Here is a 17,821-nt window from a genome sequence, read left to right as displayed (position 1 = left end):
CACGGGGAGGAACCGTGTCCGGATTCGTCGAAAAGCCCGAGCCGCTCCAGGTTCCGGGTCTGGTGCATCTGCACACCGGCAAGGTGCGCGAGCTGTACCGGAACGAGGCGGGCGACCTCGTGATGATCGCCAGCGACCGCATCTCCGCCTACGACTGGGTGCTGCCGACCGAGATCCCCGACAAGGGCCGGGTCCTCACCCAGCTCTCCCTGTGGTGGTTCGACCAGCTCTCCGACCTGGTCCCGAACCACGTCCTGAGCACCGAGCTGCCCCCCGGCGCCCCCGCCGACTGGGAGGGCCGCGCCCTGGTCTGCAAGTCGCTGCGGATGGTCCCCGTGGAGTGCGTGGCCCGCGGCTACCTCACCGGCTCGGGACTGGCCGAGTACGAGCAGAGCCGCACCGTCTGCGGCCTCGCCCTCCCCGAGGGCCTGGTCGACGGCTCGGATCTGCCCGCCCCGATCTTCACCCCGGCCACCAAGGCCGAGGTCGGCGAGCACGACGAGAACGTCTCCTACGAGGAGGTCGCCCGCCAGGTCGGCGCGGACACCGCGGCCCGCCTGCGCCAGGCCACCCTCGCCGTCTACTCCCGGGCCCGGGGCATCGCCCGCGAACGCGGCATCGTCCTGGCCGACACCAAGTTCGAGTTCGGCTTCAGCGACGACGACCTCATCCTCGCCGACGAGGTGCTCACCCCGGACTCGTCCCGCTTCTGGCCGGCCGACCAGTGGCAGCCGGGCCGGGCGCAGCCGTCGTACGACAAGCAGTTCGTCCGGGACTGGCTGACCTCGGCGGAGTCCGGCTGGGACCGGAAGAGCGAGCAGCCCCCGCCGGAGCTGCCCCAGCGGGTCGTGGACGCGACCCGCGCCAAGTACGTGGAGGCGTACGAGCGCCTGACCGGCCTGAGCTGGTCGTAGCGCCGGCCGGTGCGCACCGCCGCCGAGGCCCCCGGCCGTGACCGGGGGCCTTCGCACGGGCACGAGGACATCGCCGCGCACGGGCACGAAGATCCTGCCGAGCCCGAGCCCGAGCCCGAGCCCGAGCCCGAGTCCGAGTCCGAGCCCGAGTCCGAGTCCGAGCGCGAGCCCGAGCACGGGCGAGCCACGCACGCAGACACGAAGAAGCCCCCGGCCGTAACCGGGGGCTTCCTCATGTGGAGCGAACGACGAGGTTCGAACTCGCGACCTCAACCTTGGCAAGGTTGCGCTCTACCAACTGAGCTACGTTCGCACTGCGCCGTGAAGTGAAGCCGTCGGCCGGAACCGGTGACTTCCCCGTGGCGCGACAGCCACTATACCCAACCGCGCTCCCTCGCGAGCCGCACCGCCGCATGCCGGTTCTCCGCGCCGAGCTTGCTCGCGGCCGACGACAGGTAGTTCCGCACCGTCCCCTCGGCGAGCGCGGCCCGCTCGGCGATCTCCGCGACGGGCGCCCCGTCGGCGGCGTGCTCCAGCACCTCGGCCTCACGCGCGGTCAGCGGCGAGTCCCCGGCGGAGATCGCGTCGGCGGCCAACTCCGGGTCGACGTAGCGGTTTCCGGCGTGCACGGTGCGGATCAGCTCGGCGAGCCGCTGGGCGCTGACCGTCTTGGGCACGAAGCCGCGCACCCCCGCCGCGAGCGCCCGCTTCAGGTGCCCGGGCCGCCCGTGACTGGTCACGATCAGCACCCGGCAGGAGGGCAGCTCGGCCCGCAGCGATGTGGCGACCTTCACACCGTCCGCGCCTGGCATCTGGAGATCCAGGACGGCGACGTCCGGTTCGTGGGCCCGGGCCATCGCCAGCGCCTCCGGCCCGGTGGCCGCCTCGGCGACCACGGTGAGGTCCTCCTCGAGCGAGAGCAGGGCGGCCAGCGCCCCGCGGATGAGGTGCTCGTCGTCCGCGAGCAGCACCCGTACGGGAGTCGTCACGACGAGACCTCCAGCACGGCCGCCCCGGCGGACGGCGGCAGCGGCACCTCGGCCGTGAGCCGGAACACGCCCTTGCCGACGCTCCCGGCCTCCAGCGTGCCGTCCACGGCGGCCAGCCGCTCCCGCAGCCCCGCGAGCCCGGAGCCGCCGCCCGCACCCACGGCGTCTGCGGACCCGGTCACCTCCGGCACCCCGTCGTTCTCCACCGTCAGCACCACACGTCCCTCCGATATCCGTACCGCCACGGCACACTTCTGCGCGTCCCCGTGCCGCAGCACGTTGGTGGTCGCCTCGCGGACGACCCAGCCGAGCGCCGACTGCACCTCGGCGGGCAGCCCGTCCGTCCCGCCGGTGACCTCCGAGTCGATGCCGGCCGCCGAGAGCACCCCCCGGGCGCCGGTGAGCTCCACCTCCAGGGCGGCCTCCCGGTAGCCGCGCACGACGTCCCGGACCTCCCGCTGCGACTCCTGGGCGATGCGCTGCACCTCGATCATCTGCTCCACCGCCTCGGGCCGTCCGCGCCGGGACAGCTGGACGGCCAGTTCGCTCTTGAGGGCGATCACCGCCAGGTTCCGCCCCATCACGTCGTGCAGGTCCCGGCCGAAACGCAGCCGTTCCTCGGCGACGGCGAGCCGCGCCCGGGTCTCCTTTGCCTCGTCGAGGGTGTAGACGGCGTCGAGCAGCCACACGGAGAAGACGGAGGTGAAGGCGAGGAGCCCGCCGGCGACCAGCACCAGGGCCGCCACCGCGAGCGCGCCGGCGGCCCCGAGGCCCAGCGGGAACGACACGAGTCCGGCGCCCAGGGCGAAGCCCCCGACGACGGCGACCGCCCGACGCCGGTCGCGCACCCCGAGCGTGATCATGCCCGCGCCGAAGCACAGGACGCCCCCGAAGGCCGACCCCGCCGCGGTGTCCACGGCGTCACCGGACGCGTGCTCCGCGAGCAGGACCGTGCCGCTGGAGATCACCGCCGTGAGGGCGGCGTAGCCCCACAGCAGCCGCAGGGGCTGCGGTCGCAGGCCGCGCGTCCAGTCCAGGGACCGGGAGGCGACCGCCATGCCCACCGCGGCGTGCACGGTGACCAGCACGGCCAGCCCGGTGGCGGGGCGCGGCCCGACCCGTTCGTAGGCCGACGCCCCCATCGCGAGCATCTCGATGACCCCGAAGAAGTGGAACGACCACCGCGTGTACGTCTCCACCTTGGCCGGCGTGCTCTTCCGCCCCCACCAGCGCCTCGGCCTGCGCATGCCCTCGCTCAACTCCGCTCTCCCTGCTCCCGGCCCCGATCCGGGACTCCCCGGAGGTCAGCGCCGTGGCTCCCAGCGGAACCACCGCCGTACAGCAAACACCGCGACCACGGTCCAGGCCACCGCCGTCGCCAGGGCGCCCAGCGTCTCGTACGCCGAGAGGTCGCCGGTCCAGCCGCCGCGGACCAGGGTGACGACGGGCGTCAGCGGCAGCAGCTCGCAGACGGAGGCCACCTGGTCGGGGAAGAAGTCCAGCGGCACGAACATGCCGGAGCCGAGCATCGAGACGAACGTGAACGGCAGGGGCGTGACCTGCGCGCTCTCGCCGGTGCGGGTGAAACTCGCGGTGACCGCCGCGAGCGCGGCGCACATCATGAGGCCCAGCAGCAGGCCGAGGACGGCGAGGTGGGGCGCGGACGGTGCGGACAGGTCCAGCAGGACGGCACAGCCCACGGCGAGCACCAGGCTCTGCACCAGTCCGCTGAGCACCGCCGGCATCGCGGAGCCGCTCAGGATCTCGACGTCCCGGAGTTCGCCGGTGCGCAGTCGCTTGAGGACGAGTTCCTCGCGGCGGACGACGAAGACGCCGACGAGCGCGGAGTAGACGGCGAACAGGAGGGAGAAGCCGATCGCGGCGGGCAGGACCAGTAGGCCGGGGGTGAGTCCGGCCTCGGCGAGGTCCATCTCCTTGGACGCCGAGTGCACGCTGAAGGGCAGCACCAGCGGCACGAACAGCGCCGCGAACACGGTGCCCTTGTTCCGCCCGAGCAGGGTGAGTTCGGCGCGGGCGAGCGCCGTCATGCGACTCGTCGGCGTGGTGGCCGCGCCCTTGGCGGAGCGTGCCGTGCGGGCCGGGGTGTCCGTGGCGCTCATGCCGCGTACTCCTTCGTCGTCGTCGACCCGGCCGTCTGCGCGGACGCGTCCTTCGCGGACGCCTCCTTCGCGATGCCCAGGAACGCCTCCTCCAGGGACGCCGACCGGACGTCCAGGCGGCGCAGTTCCACTCCGGTCTGTCCGGCCCAGACCAGCAGTTCGGTGGCCGCGCGCTGGAGCTCGCGGGTGCGGAGCCTGACCAGCCGGCCGTCGACCTCGTGGTCGCTCACGCCCAGTTCGCCGAGCGGCGGAAGGTCGCCCACGAAGTAGCCGTCGGGCAGTTCGAAGGAGATCCGGGACGGCTGCGCGGCCGTCACCTCGGCCGGCGTGCCGGTGGCGGCGATCCGGCCCTCGTGCATGATCGCGAGCCGGTCGGCGAGGTTCTCGGCCTCCTCCAGGTAGTGCGTGGTCAGCAGCACCGTCGTACCGCCGTCGCGCAGCGCGCTCACCAACTCCCAGGTGGCCCGGCGGCCTTCGGCGTCCAGTCCGGTGCTGGGCTCGTCGAGGAAGAGCACCTCGGGGTCGCCGAGCAGCGCGAGCGCCAGGTCGAGGCGGCGCCGCTGGCCCCCGGAGAGCTGCTTCACGCGGACGTTCGCCTTCGCCTCCAGTCCGACCAGGGCCAGCACCTCGGCCGGCGGGCGGGCCCCGCTCACGCATCCCGCCCACATCCGCGCGGTCTCCGCGACGGTCAGCTCGGACGGGAAGCCGCCCTCCTGGAGCATGACCCCGGTGCGGGGGCGTACGGCGGCCCGCTCGGTGTAGGGGTCGTGCCCGAGGACACGCACCCGCCCGCCGGCCGGAGCGGCGAGGCCCTCCAGGAGCTCGACCGTCGACGTCTTGCCGGCGCCGTTGGTGCCGAGCAGGGCGAAGACCTCTCCGCGGCGCACGGAGAAGTCGATCCCCCGCACGGCCTCGAACCCGCCCCCGTACACACGCCGCAGGTCGGTGACCTCAATCACGTGTTCGTGTCCGTTTGCTTGCATGGCTCAAGCGTCGCGGCACTCGGGGCCGGGCAACAGTGCGAGCCGTCATCACCGGCCATGACAAATGTCAGAAGGAGGATGTCCGGGGCACCGCACCGGGCGCACGAAAAGACCCCGGTCACGGAGGACCGGGGTCTGATTCCCGAGCGGACGACGAGGCTCGAACTCGCGACCTCAACCTTGGCAAGGTTGCGCTCTACCAACTGAGCTACGTCCGCATTGCCCCCGACCGGCCTTCACCGATCGGTGCGAGCACCAGCCTACCTGATCCAATCGAGTGATCGGTACGGCGATGCAGAGCGGGTGACAGGAATTGCACACTGCGCCTTCCCCCTGGAAGGGGGATGTTCTACTACTGAACTACACCCGCGTGTTCCGTGAGCCGGGCCTTTCGGCCTCGCCCCTCGGCGTGCTCCAGACTTTAGCTGATCACCCGGGGTGTCGCGCAAGTCGGTTGCCGCGAGGGGCGGCTGAGCGGACGTCGGCCGCTCCCGGCACGGGCGGCGCCTCACTGCGCCGCGGCGAACGCCTCGTAGACCTTCTTCGGGATCCGGCCCCGCGCGGGCACGTCCATCCTGTTCGCCTGCGCCCAGGCACGGACCGCCGCCGGGTCGGGGGCGACCTCCGTCTGCCGGTACGCCTTCCCGGACCGCGACCGCTTGCGGCCGGCCGACACGTAGGGCTCGAGGGCCTTGCGCAGTTTCCGGGCATTGGCTTCGTTCAGGTCGATCTCGTACATACGGCCGTCGACCCCGAAGGCGATCGTCTCCGCCGCTTCCGAGCCGTCGATGTCGTCAAAGAGAGTGACCACGACACGCTGCGCCACGAATATCGGTCCCTTCGTGCGGCATCTCCGCGATGACGTGCCAAGACGCCGCGATGATGCCGACTGTTCGCCTGTAATTGGGCAAAGTATCGGCTAATGACATTTCATTTGTACAGTGCCCGGCATTGCAATGGGAAGCCCGACTAAATCTCTCCGCGTGTCCGCACGCAATAGTTGGCCCCGCTCGATCCGAGATCTTTCCCGAAGCTTTTCGCAGCCACCTCCTTCCGATACCCGATCGTGACAGGGGTCACGTAGTTTCCTCCAAGGCTACGCGCGTAGAATTTTTGTACGGGTAGTCTGAAGGGACCTGCTCAGCACCACACACCGGGAGTGCCAGTGGCACGCGTCGTAGTCGACGTCATGCTCAAGCCGGAGATCCTCGACCCCCAGGGCCAGGCGGTGCAGCGCGCACTGCCGCGACTGGGTTTCGAAGGGATCTCGGACGTACGTCAGGGAAAGCGATTCGAACTGGAAGTGGACGGGCCCGTCGATGACGCAGCCCTCGCCCGCATCCACGATCTTGCGGAATCCTTCCTCGCCAACACCGTGATCGAGGACTTCACCGTGAAGGTCGAGTCCGCGGACGTAGTCGCGGAGGCCTCGAAGTGACCGCTCGTATTGGCGTCGTCACTTTCCCCGGCTCTCTCGACGACCGGGACACGCAGCGCGCGATCCGCGTCGCCGGCGCCGAACCCGTCGCCCTCTGGCACAAGGACAAGGACCTCAAGCAGGTCGACGCCGTGGTGCTCTGCGGTGGTTTCTCGTACGGCGACTATCTGCGGGCCGGCGCCATCGCGCGGTTCTCGCCGGTGATGGACACCGTCATCGACCAGGCCAAGGCCGGGCTGCCCGTCCTCGGCATCTGCAACGGCTTCCAGATCCTCACCGAGGCGCACCTGCTGCCCGGCGGCATGCTGGGCAACGACCACCTGCACTTCATCTGCCGCGACCAGAAGTTGCGGGTGGAGAACGCGGACACCGCCTGGACCAGCGACTACAGCGCCGGTCAGGAGATCCACATCCCGCTGAAGAACATGGACGGCCGGTACGTCGCCGACCGGCGGACGCTGGACGAGCTGGAGGCCGAGGGCCGCGTCGCGTTCCGCTACATGGACTTCAACCCGAACGGCTCGCTCAACGACATCGCCGGCATCACCAACGCCGCCGGCAACGTCGTCGGCCTCATGCCGCACCCCGAGCACGCCGTCGAGCCGCTGATCGGCACCGGCCGCACCGACGGCCTCCCGTTCTTCACGTCGATCCTCAAGAAGCTGGTCAACGCATGAGCCGGACGCCTCTGGACACGGTCGAGCACGCGGCCGCGACCCCCGACGTCGAGCTGCCCTGGGCCGAACTGGGCCTGAAGAAGGACGAGTACGAGAGGGTCGTGGAGATCCTCGGCCGCCGCCCCACCGGGGCGGAGCTGGCCATGTACTCGGTGATGTGGTCCGAGCACTGCTCGTACAAGAGCAGCAAGGTCCACCTGCGCCAGTTCGGCGAGAAGGCCCCCGAGTCCGACGCGATGCTCGTCGGCATCGGCGAGAACGCCGGTGTCGTCGACGTCGGCCAGGGCTACGCGGTCACCTTCAAGGTCGAGTCGCACAACCACCCGTCGTACGTCGAGCCCTACCAGGGCGCGGCCACCGGTGTCGGCGGCATCGTCCGCGACATCATCGCCATGGGCGCCCGCCCGGTCGCCGTCGTGGACCCGCTGCGCTTCGGCGCCGCCGACCACCCGGACACCAAGCGCGTCCTGCCCGGCGTCGTCGCCGGCATCGGCGGCTACGGCAACTGCCTGGGCCTGCCCAACATCGGCGGCGAGGTCGTCTTCGACGCCTGCTACCAGGGCAACCCGCTGGTCAACGCCGGTGCCATCGGCGTCATGCGGCACGAGGACATCCACCTCGCCAAGGCCTCCGGCGCGGGCAACAAGGTCATCCTCTACGGGGCCCGCACGGGCGGCGACGGCATCGGCGGCGCCTCGATCCTGGCCTCCGAGACCTTCGACGACGCCAAGCCCTCCAAGCGCCCGGCCGTCCAGGTCGGCGACCCCTTCCAGGAGAAGCTCCTCATCGAGTGCACCCTGGAGGCCTTCAAGGAGAAGCTGGTCGTCGGCATCCAGGACCTGGGCGCCGCGGGTCTGTCCTGCGCCACGTCCGAGCTGGCGTCGAACGGCTCCGGCGGCATGCGCGTCACCCTGGACGACGTCCCCCTGCGCGACTCCACGCTCTCGCCCGAGGAAATCCTCATGAGCGAGTCGCAGGAGCGCATGTGCGCGGTCGTCGAGCCGGGCAAGGTCGACCGCTTCCTGGAGATCTGCGAGAAGTGGGACGTCATCGCCACCGTCATCGGTGAGGTGACCGACGGCGACCGCCTGGAGATCTACTGGCACGGCGGCAAGATCGTCGACGTCGACCCGCGCACGGTCGCGCACGAGGGCCCGGTCTACGAGCGCCCGTACGCCCGCCCGTCCTGGCAGGACGAGCTCCAGGCCGACGACGCGAACAAGCTGCCCCGGCCGGAGACGTCCGACGAGCTGAGGGCCCAGGTCCTCAAGCTGGTCGGCTCGCCCAACCAGGCCTCCAAGCAGTGGATCACCCAGCAGTACGACCACTTCGTGCAGGGCAACACCGTCCTCGCCCAGCCCGAGGACTCCGGCATGATCCGGGTCGACGAGGAGACCGGCCTCGGCGTCGCGATCGCCACGGACGGCAACGGCCGCTACGCCAAGCTCGACCCGTACACGGGCGCGCAGCTGGCCCTCGCGGAGGCCTACCGCAACGTGGCGACGACCGGCGCGAAGCCGCTGGCCGTCTCCGACTGCCTGAACTTCGGCTCGCCGGAGGACCCGGCGGTCATGTGGCAGTTCGCGGAGGCCGTGCGCGGCCTGGCCGACGGCTGTCAGCAGCTCGGCACCCCGGTGACCGGCGGCAACGTCTCGCTCTACAACCAGACGGGCGAGGCCGCCATCCACCCGACCCCGGTGGTCGCGGTCCTCGGCGTCATCGACGACGTGGCCCGCCGCACGCCGGTGGCCTTCCAGGAGGAGGGACAGCTGCTCTACCTCCTCGGCGACACGCGTGAGGAGTTCGGCGGCTCGGCCTGGTCCCAGGTGATCCACGACCACCTCGGCGGCCTGCCCCCGAAGGTCGACCTGGAGCGCGAGCGTCTGCTGGGCGAGATCCTGATCTCCGCCTCCCGCGACGGCATGATCGACTCCGCGCACGACCTGTCGGACGGCGGTCTGGTCCAGGCGGTCGTCGAGTCGGCGCTGCTCGGCAGCAAGGGCGCGCGTCTGGTCGTACCGGACGGGCTCGACGCCTTCACCTTCCTGTTCTCGGAGTCGGCGGGCCGCGCGGTCGTCGCCGTCCCGCGCTCGGAAGAGGTCCGCTTCAACGACATGTGCGGTGCCCGGGGCCTGCCGGCCACCCGCATCGGTGTCGTGGACGGGGACGCGGTGGAGGTCCAGGGCGAGTTCACGCTCCCCCTGGCCGAGCTGCGCGAGGTCCACGAGCGCACCATCCCGGCGCTGCTCGCGTAACAGGTCCGCACGGCCGAGGTCCCGTCCGCTCACGGGCGGGGCCTCGTCGTCTCACCGCACGCAGGTCTTGAGGATCTCCGTGTCGAGGTCGGTACCGACCGGGTCGGGGAGGGGCACCGTCTCGCCGAACTCGGCGACCCGGACGTCGCGGTGTCCACCGACCTGCCGGTCCGGGTGACTGTGCACCGTGAGAGTGCGGGAGTCCCGGTCGTTCAAGAGGTACTGAGGGTATCCGTGACCGTCCGCCCGCACCCCCGCATAAGCTCCCCGCATGCCCGCAGCCAAGAAGCGTGCCCGCGCCTACGACCCCGCCCGCACCCGCACCGCCGTGCTCGCCCAGTTCGGGGACGTACGGGCGGCCGTCCGCACCCTCACCCCCGAGCAGCTCGCGCTGCCGACGCGGCTCGGGGAGTGGAGCGTGCGGGAGCTGGTGGCGCACGTCGGGACGGCGCTGACGGCCGTGGACCGGTTGCTCGGTGAGCCCGAGCCCGCGCGGCAGGACGGGCACCTGCTCGACTGGCCGTTCGCCATCGCCACCGACGCGGACGGCATCGCCGCCACCGCCCGGCGACTCGCGGCCGAGCACCCGGACCTCGACGCCCACCTCGCCGACGTCGAGCGATGCTTCACCGAGCGCCTCGACACCCACCCCGGCACCCGCCTGCTGCCGACCAGCGCCGGCGCGCTCCCTCTGGCCGACTACGTCGTCACCCGCACCGTCGAGCTGGTCGTCCACACCGACGACCTGAACGCCGCCGTGCCCGGCCTCGACATTCCGTACGACCGGCAGGCGCTGGCCGCCGCGACCCGGCTGCTGGCCGACGCGCTCGCCGTGAAGGCGCCCGGCGGCTCGACGGAGGTGCGGATTCCGCCGTACGCCGTCGTGCAGTGCGTCGAGGGCCCCCGGCACACCCGGGCACTCCGCCGAGCGTCGTCGAGACCGACCCGTTGACCTGGGTCCGGCTGGCGACCGGGCGGCTGACCTGGAAGGACGCCGTGGACGACGCGAAGGTCAGCGCGAGCGGGGAGCGCGCCGACCTCGGAGGGCTGCTGCCGCTGCTCAGCTGAGCGGAAGAGGGGAACCAGATCCTCCGTGCCTCCGTCGAATCGGCATGTACAGGCAGAAGCAGCAGCGCAGCATCCCCTTGACCGTGGCCGCCGTCGCCGCGCTCGTGCCGCTCGCGGCGGCCTGCGGCACCGAGAAGGCCGACGGCGGCAGTGGCTCCGTCGGCGCGGGAAAGCCCGTCACCGGCGTCCAGTGGAGCATCGACTCCGTCACCGTGGACGGCTCCACCCACAAGGCGCCCGACTCCGCCCGGGTACTGATCCACGAGAGCGGGGAGGCGGTCGGCAGCACCGGATGCAACACCTTCAGCGCCCGCGCCGACGTCGACGGCGAGCGCGTCCGGCTCAGCGACGCCATGTTCACCGAGAAGGGCTGCACGGACACGCCCCCCGCCTTCGAGAAGTCCCTCGGCCGCGCCCTCGACGCCGACCTCACCGCCGAGACCCGGGGTGAACGGCTCACCCTGACCACCGCCGACGGCGACACCGTCGAGCTCAGCAGGCCGAAGGACGCGTCCCTGCACGGCACGAAGTGGACCGCCACGGCGGCCGACGGGAAGATCCGCACCCAGCTCACCTTCGACAAGGAGGCGAAGACCGTCGCGGGCCGCCTCCCCTGCAACCACGTCAACGCGAAGGCCACGGTCGGCGACGGCCACATCACCCTGGGCGCCCCGGCGACCACCCGAATGATGTGCGAAGGCTCACTCATGGACGCCGAGAAGCGGATACTGGGCTTCTTCGAGGGGCGGGTCGATTACCGCATCGATCACGAAACCCTCACGCTGACCAGGGAAGACGGCGAAACCCTGAGGGCCTATGCCGATCAGTGACCCGGTCGTGAGCCCCTGTCCCCAATTCGGACCAGTGGTCGACCTCGCCTACACTCGGAGGCGTGCCACGTGGTGACGGTCGACTCAATCACGATCTGCTTCCCGGCGAGAAGGGCCCCCAGGACGCTTGCGGCGTCTTCGGTGTCTGGGCTCCGGGCGAAGAGGTCGCAAAGCTCACGTACTTCGGGCTCTACGCCCTCCAGCATCGGGGCCAGGAATCCGCGGGAATCGCGGTCAGCAACGGCTCCCAGATCCTCGTCTTCAAGGACATGGGCCTGGTTTCCCAGGTCTTCGACGAAACCTCTCTCGGTTCGCTCCAGGGTCACATCGCGGTCGGTCACGCCCGCTACTCGACCACCGGTGCCTCCGTCTGGGAGAACGCCCAGCCGACGTTCCGTGCCACCGCCCAGGGCTCCATCGCGCTCGGACACAACGGCAACCTCGTCAACACCGCCCAGCTCGCCGAGCTGGTCGCCGACCTGCCCAAGCAGGAAGGCCGCTCCACGCGGGTCGCGGCGACCAACGACACGGACCTGCTGACCGCGCTGCTCGCGGCCCAGGTCGACGAGGACGGCAAGCCGCTGACCATCGAGGAGGCCGCCCACCGGGTGCTTCCCCAGGTCATGGGCGCCTTCTCCCTCGTCTTCATGGACGAGCACACCCTCTACGCCGCCCGGGACCCGCAGGGCATCCGCCCGCTGGTCCTCGGCCGCCTCGAGCGGGGCTGGGTGGTCGCCTCCGAGTCCGCCGCCCTCGACATCTGCGGCGCCTCCTACGTCCGCGAGATCGAGCCCGGCGAGTTCGTCGCCATCGACGAGAACGGCCTGCGCACTTCCCGATTCGCAGAAGCGAAGCCCAAGGGCTGTGTCTTCGAGTACGTGTACCTGGCCCGCCCGGACACCGACATCGCCGGCCGGAACGTGTACCTCTCCCGCGTGGAGATGGGCCGCAAACTGGCCGAGGAAGCTCCCGCCGAAGCCGACCTGGTCATAGCGACCCCGGAGTCCGGCACGCCCGCCGCGATCGGGTACGCCGAGGCCTCCGGCATCCCCTTCGGCGCCGGCCTGGTGAAGAACGCCTACGTCGGCCGCACCTTCATCCAGCCCTCCCAGACCATCCGCCAGCTGGGCATCCGCCTGAAGCTGAACCCTCTGAAGGAAGTCATCAAGGGCAAGCGGCTGGTCGTCGTCGACGACTCCATCGTCCGCGGCAACACCCAGCGGGCCCTGGTCCGCATGCTCCGCGAGGCCGGCGCCGCCGAGGTCCACATCCGGATCTCCTCGCCGCCCGTGAAGTGGCCCTGCTTCTTCGGTATCGACTTCGCCACCCGCGCCGAGCTCATCGCCAACGGCATGAGCATCGACGAGATCGGCACCTCGCTCGGCGCCGACTCCCTGGCGTACATCTCCATCGACGGCATGATCGAGGCGACCACCATCGCCAAGCCGAACCTGTGCCGCGCCTGCTTCGACGGCGAGTACCCGATGGAGCTCCCCGACCCCGAGCTGCTCGGCAAGCAGCTCCTGGAGACCGAGCTGGCCGCCGGGCCCGCCGCGACGGCCGCCGCCGACGCCATCCGTCGCCCGTAGCGCCGCCCGCACCACCTGCCGTACGACACAAAGGTTCTCATCGTCATGTCTGACACAACTGGTGCCAGCTACGCAGCCGCGGGCGTCGACATCGAAGCGGGCGACCGCGCCGTCGAGCTCATGAAGGAATGGGTGAAGAAGACCCGGCGCCCCGAGGTCCTCGGCGGCCTCGGCGGCTTCGCCGGCCTCTTCGACGCCTCCGCCCTCAAGAACTACGAGCGTCCGCTGCTCGCCTCCGCCACCGACGGCGTCGGCACCAAGGTCGACATCGCCCGGCAGCTCGGCGTCTACGACACCATCGGCCACGACCTGGTCGCCATGGTCATGGACGACATCGTGGTCTGCGGCGCCGAGCCGCTGTTCATGACCGACTACATCTGCGTCGGCAAGGTCCACCCCGAGCGCGTCGCCGCGATCGTGAAGGGCATCGCCGAGGGCTGTGTGCTCGCCGGATGCGCCCTGGTCGGCGGCGAGACGGCCGAGCACCCGGGCCTGCTCGGCGCGGACGACTTCGACGTCGCCGGCGCCGGTACGGGCGTCGTGGAGGCCGACCGGCTGCTGGGCCCCGACCGCATCCGCAAGGGTGACGCGGTCGTCGCCATGGCAGCCTCCGGGCTTCACTCGAACGGGTACTCGCTCGTCCGCCACGTCCTGCTGAACGAGGCCGGACTGTCGCTCGACGCCCACCTGGACAGCCTCGGCCGCACCCTCGGCGAGGAGCTGCTGGAGCCCACCAAGATCTACTCCCTGGACTGCCTGGCCCTCACCCGCACCACCGAGGTCCACGCCTTCAGCCACGTCACCGGCGGCGGCCTCGCGGCCAACCTGGCCCGCGTGATCCCCGACGGCCTGCACGCGACCGTCGACCGCTCCACCTGGACCCCGGGCGCGATCTTCGACCTCGTCGGTACGACGGGCAAGGTCGAGCGCCTGGAGCTGGAGAAGACCCTGAACATGGGTGTGGGCATGATCGCGATCGTGCCCGAGGAGTCGACGGACGTCGCACTGGCGACCCTGGCCGACCGCGGTGTGGACGCCTGGGTGGCCGGCGAGATCACCGACCGTGGCGACCACGGGACCGGCGCGGCCCTCGTCGGCGACTACGCCGCCTGAGCCGCTGCGGTACCCGCGGGTAGCACAGAACCCGGTCGGTGACCTGAGTCACCGACCGGGCGGGTGTTCAGTGCGAGGTCAAGCGCCGCGACGTTGTTGCGGGGACTGGCCGTCCTCGTCCTCGTCGTCGTCCTCGTAAAGGTCGGCGTACCGTGCGTACACGTCGTCGTCCTGCTCATCGTCCTCGAACCGCTCGCCGTTAGGCGGTTGCGGACTCGACGTCGATGCGCCCAGCTCCTCGGCCAGGCGGGAGAGATCAGTCCCACCGCTGTTGTACTTCAGCTGGCGGGCGACCTTCGTCTGCTTGGCCTTGGCCCGGCCGCGCCCCATGGCTCGACCCCCTCAACGACGGGGCTCGACGGCCCCAGAGTCTTGACACGCGTTCATGGTCCGGAACGGGCTCTCCGTGGAGAGACCGGTCCGTAGGGCTCCCACGGTACCTGAGCCCACGCCCATACGGTACGTCGCCCGCAGGACGTGACCACGCCCAGGACCCTCGAGGCGCCCCGTCCTTGCTGGTCAAGGGCGATTTTAACCACCTTTCGACGGTCGACCCGCCGGGATAAGTGAGAGTTCTCTCCAACAGCCCCCCGACGGGTACCGCTCAAACTTTCGAAGCCCGGCCGCGCGAATCCCCGCAGGGGTACCGCGCGGTCACCACCCGGTCACCGCCGGGTACGTGCCTCGGCCATCCGCTGCTCGGCGATCCGGTCGGCCGCGGCGGCTGGCGGGATACCGTCCTCCTTCGCACGTGCGAATATGGCCAGCGTGGTGTCGTAGATCTTCGCTGCCTTCGCCTTGCACCGGTCGAAGTCGAAGCCGTGCAGCTCGTCGGCGACCTGGATGACGCCGCCGGCGTTCACCACGTAGTCCGGCGCGTAGAGGATGCCGCGGTCGGCGAGGTCCTTCTCCACACCCGGGTGGGCGAGCTGGTTGTTGGCCGCTCCGCAGACCACCTTGGCGGTCAGCACCGGCACGGTGTCGTCGTTCAGCGCGCCGCCGAGCGCGCAGGGGGCGTAGATGTCCAGGTTCTCCACCCGGATCAGCGCGTCCGTGTCGGCGACGGCGACCACCGACGGGTGCCGCTCGGTGATGGACCGCACCACGTCCTTGCGCACGTCCGTGATCACGACGTGCGCGCCCTCGGCGAGCAGGTGCTCGACCAGGTGGTGGCCGACCTTGCCGACGCCCGCGATGCCGACCGTGCGGTCGCGCAGGGTCGGGTCGCCCCACAGGTGCTGGGCGGCGGCCCGCATGCCCTGGTAGACGCCGAAGGAGGTGAGGACGGACGAGTCGCCCGCGCCGCCGTTCTCGGGGGAGCGGCCGGTCGTCCAGCGGCACTCGCGCGCCACGACGTCCATGTCGGCGACGTAGGTGCCGACGTCGCAGGCGGTCACGTACCGGCCGCCGAGCGAGGCGACGAACCGGCCGTAGGCGAGCAGCAGCTCCTCGCTCTTGATCCGCTCCGGATCGCCGATGATCACGGCCTTGCCACCGCCGTGCTCGAGGCCGGCCATGGCGTTCTTGTACGACATCCCGCGCGCGAGGTTCAGCGCGTCGGCGACCGCCTCCGCCTCGCTCGCGTACGGGTAGAAGCGCGTACCGCCGAGCGCGGGGCCCAGGGCGGTGGAGTGGATGGCGATGACGGCCTTGAGGCCGCTGGCCCGGTCCTGGCAGAGCACGACTTGCTCATGGCCACCCTGGTCCGAGTGGAACAGGGTGTGCAGTACATCAGCAGGTGCGCCGTTTACGTCGGTCACGGTGGTGACTCCTGTGCAGTCGCGGCGGGTGTGAGACCTGTCCCCAAGGGGTGGCGGGGACTGTGGCACGAGATTAGAGCCTGCCGGGGTCCCCCCGCCGCACAGTGCTCAGGATCACCTCCGCACGGAGTACGGGCGTGCGACGATTTGCTGAGGTTCCCGCGCGTTTGTGATCGGTTCCGGCAGGTTTTCGGGGCGGTGCGCGGGGGAGGGAGCAGGCGTGCCCAAGGTGTCCTCGGTGATCGTCCCCTACGCGGCGTACCTGCGTGTGTACGAGCCGCTGGCCGCGTTCCCCGACGACGAGCGTGCCCACTGGACCCGATACGCCCGCCGCACCGACCTGCCCTCCTACCAGGACGAACTGCGCCGCTCCCTGGCCGACCTGCTACCCACCCCGCCTGTCGCGGTGCCGGTGCACGAGAGCGCCGACGCCTTCGTGACCGAGGTCGACGGCGTGGTCTGCGTCTGCCCCTGGCGGACCCGGCTGCGGGGCTGGCAGGCCCTCGGGGAACTGACCGAGGACTTCCCGGAACCGGTGCTGGACGCCCTGCTGCCCCCGGTCGTACGCCGCGAGAGCGCACAGGACTACGCACGGTGGCTGGAGCGGAACCCGGACGCCCGCCCCTGGATCCGCACCGCCACCTGGCAGGTGCCGATCAACTGGTTCGTGCTGGTCTCCGACGCCGAGCGGGAGTACGAGGAGGGCGGCGAGGGCGAGGGTGCCGCCGCGCCGGTGCTGCGGTACCGGACGCCGATGGTGCAGGCCCGCCGGCGGGTGGCGCGGGGTCTGCGGGCGCTCAAGGAGGCCATGGACGAGGGGCCGCTCATCGACGGCCTGGTGGACGTGGGGCGCTGGCTGGAGGAGTTCCACCCGCGCTCCCTGGTCGAACTCGACTACGGCGGGCTCGTGCACGCCCTGCCCGCCGGCGAGTTGGCGGATGACCACTCCGCGGCGGACGTGGCCGAGGGCATCGAGGCGCTGCGGCACGGTGACGGGGTCACGGCGGGGGCGGCGTACGGGCGGCTGGTGCAGCGCTGGCGGGCGGTCCGGGACCGGCGGTCGGCGAACTGACGTTTGACGTACCGCCCGATGTGAGGTTTCGTCTTCCGATCCGACACTCGCCCGGTGTGGGCTGATGTTTTGTCAACAAGGGACGTAGGTCCCGATCCGGGCGTAAGCGTCAAGCGTGACGGACCGCACGTACATCACTCTTGCGCCCGTTCCCCCTCCTCGTGCCAAAATAGGACAAGGAGCCCGGGGAGGGCTCGTTCCGTCCCGTTGTGATGCACTGTGGGCGGAATCCTGGGTTCGCACGCTTTGGGGGGTCTGGTGACGCCTGATCGCCCTGTGACTGATCGTCACAGTGGCGTGACTGTCCGCTATGGCATGGTCCATCGGCTTCCGTCGCTGATGAACACCTGGGAGGGCAATTCCATCGGTTTGGCCGACGCGGCTGGACAGATGGTGTAGTTGTAGTGCCGAGGACAAGCCGTTCGTCCTATAACCGACTCGACTCGCGTCCGCCATTTCGGGCAACGCGGGTCAAGGTGCAGAATTTAGAGGAAAGAACCGAGAAGGTTCGGTTCTCCCGAGGAGGCCGCTCATGACCGCTCGCACCCCTGATGCCGAGCCGCTGCTGACCCCGGCTGAGGTCGCCACCATGTTCCGCGTCGACCCGAAGACGGTCACGCGCTGGGCGAAGGCCGGCAAGCTCACGTCGATCCGCACGCTCGGCGGGCATCGCCGCTACCGCGAGGCCGAGGTCCGCGCTCTGCTCGCGGGCATTCCGCAGCAGCGCAGCGAGGCCTGAACAACCGCATAACCGGGCATAACGGCAGGTCCCCCAACCCGCCCAGACGCTCGGAACCACAGCTCCACACGGCGCCGTTCCTGCCCCAACAGGGGTGCGTCGTGGATCGCGCTGGACTCCGCCGGGTCCAGCGCGATCTTTTTGTGTGCGGTCCTGTGCCTGGTGAGGGGTCCTGTCAGGCCTTCTGTGAGCGGCCTTGTCGGACTCTGGGGAGGGGTGTCGGAACGGCTGCGCGGAGGCTGGGGGGCCACTGGGGAAGCCGGTGCAATTGCAC

General features: G+C 70.6%; 17 protein-coding genes, 3 tRNA genes and 1 pseudogene. 10 read left to right on the top strand and 11 right to left on the bottom strand.

Annotated features, from left to right (window positions below; all coding sequences use genetic code 11):
- Positions 1-14: 14 nt before the first annotated feature.
- Entirely contained in the window at positions 15-914 is a 900-nt protein-coding gene (locus ACLIN4_RS16840; protein ID WP_382088463.1) for a phosphoribosylaminoimidazolesuccinocarboxamide synthase, read from the top strand.
- A 237-nt stretch (positions 915-1,151) separates the two neighbouring features.
- Here ACLIN4_RS16840 and ACLIN4_RS16835 read toward each other — a convergent pair.
- The 8 genes from ACLIN4_RS16835 to ACLIN4_RS16800 form a co-directional block, all read right to left on the bottom strand.
- Positions 1,152-1,227: transfer RNA gene (locus tag ACLIN4_RS16835), tRNA-Gly, on the bottom strand.
- 61 nt (positions 1,228-1,288) lie between these two features.
- A complete protein-coding gene (locus ACLIN4_RS16830) occupies positions 1,289-1,903 on the bottom strand; it encodes a response regulator transcription factor (protein WP_100046320.1) in 615 nt (204 codons plus the stop codon).
- Positions 1,900-3,150, bottom strand: coding sequence for a sensor histidine kinase (locus ACLIN4_RS16825; protein WP_289909063.1), 1,251 nt, complete (start codon positions 3,148-3,150; stop codon positions 1,900-1,902). Before ACLIN4_RS16825 ends, ACLIN4_RS16830 begins: the two co-directional genes overlap by 4 nt.
- Positions 3,151-3,207: 57 nt before the next feature.
- On the bottom strand, positions 3,208-4,023 hold the full coding sequence (locus ACLIN4_RS16820) for an ABC transporter permease (protein ID WP_290014920.1): 816 nt from the start codon (positions 4,021-4,023) through the stop codon (positions 3,208-3,210).
- Positions 4,020-5,006, bottom strand: a complete 987-nt coding sequence (locus ACLIN4_RS16815; protein WP_290014919.1) for an ABC transporter ATP-binding protein — start codon at positions 5,004-5,006, stop codon at positions 4,020-4,022. The genes ACLIN4_RS16820 and ACLIN4_RS16815 overlap by 4 nt, the downstream gene beginning before the upstream one ends.
- Before the next feature lie 145 nt (positions 5,007-5,151).
- A tRNA-Gly gene (locus ACLIN4_RS16810) sits at positions 5,152-5,224 on the bottom strand.
- Between the two features lie 80 nt (positions 5,225-5,304).
- A tRNA-Gly gene (locus tag ACLIN4_RS16805) sits at positions 5,305-5,376 on the bottom strand.
- 138 nt (positions 5,377-5,514) lie between these two features.
- Complete coding sequence (locus tag ACLIN4_RS16800; RefSeq protein WP_107477041.1) at positions 5,515-5,832, bottom strand: histone-like nucleoid-structuring protein Lsr2; 318 nt, start codon at positions 5,830-5,832, stop codon at positions 5,515-5,517.
- A 339-nt stretch (positions 5,833-6,171) separates the two neighbouring features.
- Between ACLIN4_RS16800 and purS the strand changes: the two genes are divergently transcribed.
- From purS to purL, 3 genes are read left to right on the top strand one after another with little or no spacing between them, the layout of a single operon-like run.
- Positions 6,172-6,444, top strand: a complete 273-nt coding sequence (purS, locus tag ACLIN4_RS16795; protein WP_043382202.1) for a phosphoribosylformylglycinamidine synthase subunit PurS — start codon at positions 6,172-6,174, stop codon at positions 6,442-6,444.
- The gene (gene purQ, locus ACLIN4_RS16790) at positions 6,441-7,121 is read left to right on the top strand and encodes a phosphoribosylformylglycinamidine synthase subunit PurQ (protein ID WP_100046315.1); all 681 of its coding nucleotides are present in this window, start codon (positions 6,441-6,443) and stop codon (positions 7,119-7,121) included. The genes purS and purQ overlap by 4 nt, the downstream gene beginning before the upstream one ends.
- Positions 7,118-9,376 (top strand): phosphoribosylformylglycinamidine synthase subunit PurL, encoded by a 2,259-nt coding sequence (gene purL, locus ACLIN4_RS16785; RefSeq protein ID WP_382053871.1) that lies wholly within the window; start codon positions 7,118-7,120, stop codon positions 9,374-9,376. The genes purQ and purL overlap by 4 nt, the downstream gene beginning before the upstream one ends.
- Positions 9,377-9,427: 51 nt before the next feature.
- Here the strand turns inward: purL and ACLIN4_RS16780 are convergent, their stop codons facing one another.
- The gene (locus ACLIN4_RS16780; RefSeq protein ID WP_179342349.1) at positions 9,428-9,592 is read right to left on the bottom strand and encodes a hypothetical protein; all 165 of its coding nucleotides are present in this window, start codon (positions 9,590-9,592) and stop codon (positions 9,428-9,430) included.
- 55 nt (positions 9,593-9,647) lie between these two features.
- Here ACLIN4_RS16780 and ACLIN4_RS16775 point away from each other — a divergent pair.
- From ACLIN4_RS16775 to purM, 4 genes and pseudogenes are all read left to right on the top strand, one after another.
- Positions 9,648-10,444: pseudogene (locus ACLIN4_RS16775) on the top strand (sterol carrier family protein).
- Between the two features lie 44 nt (positions 10,445-10,488).
- Positions 10,489-11,274, top strand: coding sequence for an META domain-containing protein (locus ACLIN4_RS16770; protein ID WP_107477044.1), 786 nt, complete (start codon positions 10,489-10,491; stop codon positions 11,272-11,274).
- A 62-nt stretch (positions 11,275-11,336) separates the two neighbouring features.
- Positions 11,337-12,863, top strand: coding sequence for an amidophosphoribosyltransferase (gene purF / locus ACLIN4_RS16765; RefSeq protein ID WP_107477045.1), 1,527 nt, complete (start codon positions 11,337-11,339; stop codon positions 12,861-12,863).
- Between the two features lie 45 nt (positions 12,864-12,908).
- Positions 12,909-13,976, top strand: a complete 1,068-nt coding sequence (gene purM, locus ACLIN4_RS16760) for a phosphoribosylformylglycinamidine cyclo-ligase (RefSeq protein WP_289908976.1) — start codon at positions 12,909-12,911, stop codon at positions 13,974-13,976.
- A gap of 78 nt (positions 13,977-14,054) precedes the next feature.
- Here the strand turns inward: purM and ACLIN4_RS16755 are convergent, their stop codons facing one another.
- Together ACLIN4_RS16755 and ACLIN4_RS16750 are read right to left on the bottom strand one after the other, a co-directional pair.
- Positions 14,055-14,306 carry a DUF3073 domain-containing protein gene (locus tag ACLIN4_RS16755; RefSeq protein ID WP_019330669.1) on the bottom strand — a complete coding sequence of 84 codons (252 nt, stop codon included), beginning with the start codon at positions 14,304-14,306 and terminating at the stop codon, positions 14,055-14,057.
- Between the two features lie 335 nt (positions 14,307-14,641).
- Positions 14,642-15,736, bottom strand: a complete 1,095-nt coding sequence (locus tag ACLIN4_RS16750; protein ID WP_100046309.1) for a Leu/Phe/Val dehydrogenase — start codon at positions 15,734-15,736, stop codon at positions 14,642-14,644.
- A 220-nt stretch (positions 15,737-15,956) separates the two neighbouring features.
- On the opposite strand from ACLIN4_RS16750, the gene ACLIN4_RS16745 reads away from it, so the two are divergent.
- A complete protein-coding gene (locus ACLIN4_RS16745) occupies positions 15,957-16,808 on the top strand; it encodes a hypothetical protein (RefSeq protein WP_107477047.1) in 852 nt (283 codons plus the stop codon).
- Between the two features lie 532 nt (positions 16,809-17,340).
- Entirely contained in the window at positions 17,341-17,547 is a 207-nt protein-coding gene (gene bldC / locus ACLIN4_RS16740; RefSeq protein ID WP_003949541.1) for a developmental transcriptional regulator BldC, read from the top strand.
- Positions 17,548-17,821: the final 274 nt, after the last annotated feature.

Origin of the sequence: Streptomyces mutabilis, assembly GCF_046628145.1 — a bacterium.
GTDB classification, from domain to species: domain Bacteria; phylum Actinomycetota; class Actinomycetes; order Streptomycetales; family Streptomycetaceae; genus Streptomyces; species Streptomyces mutabilis.
Note: the sequence above shows the minus strand (reverse complement) of the source record. Positions and strands in the feature narration are given on the sequence as shown.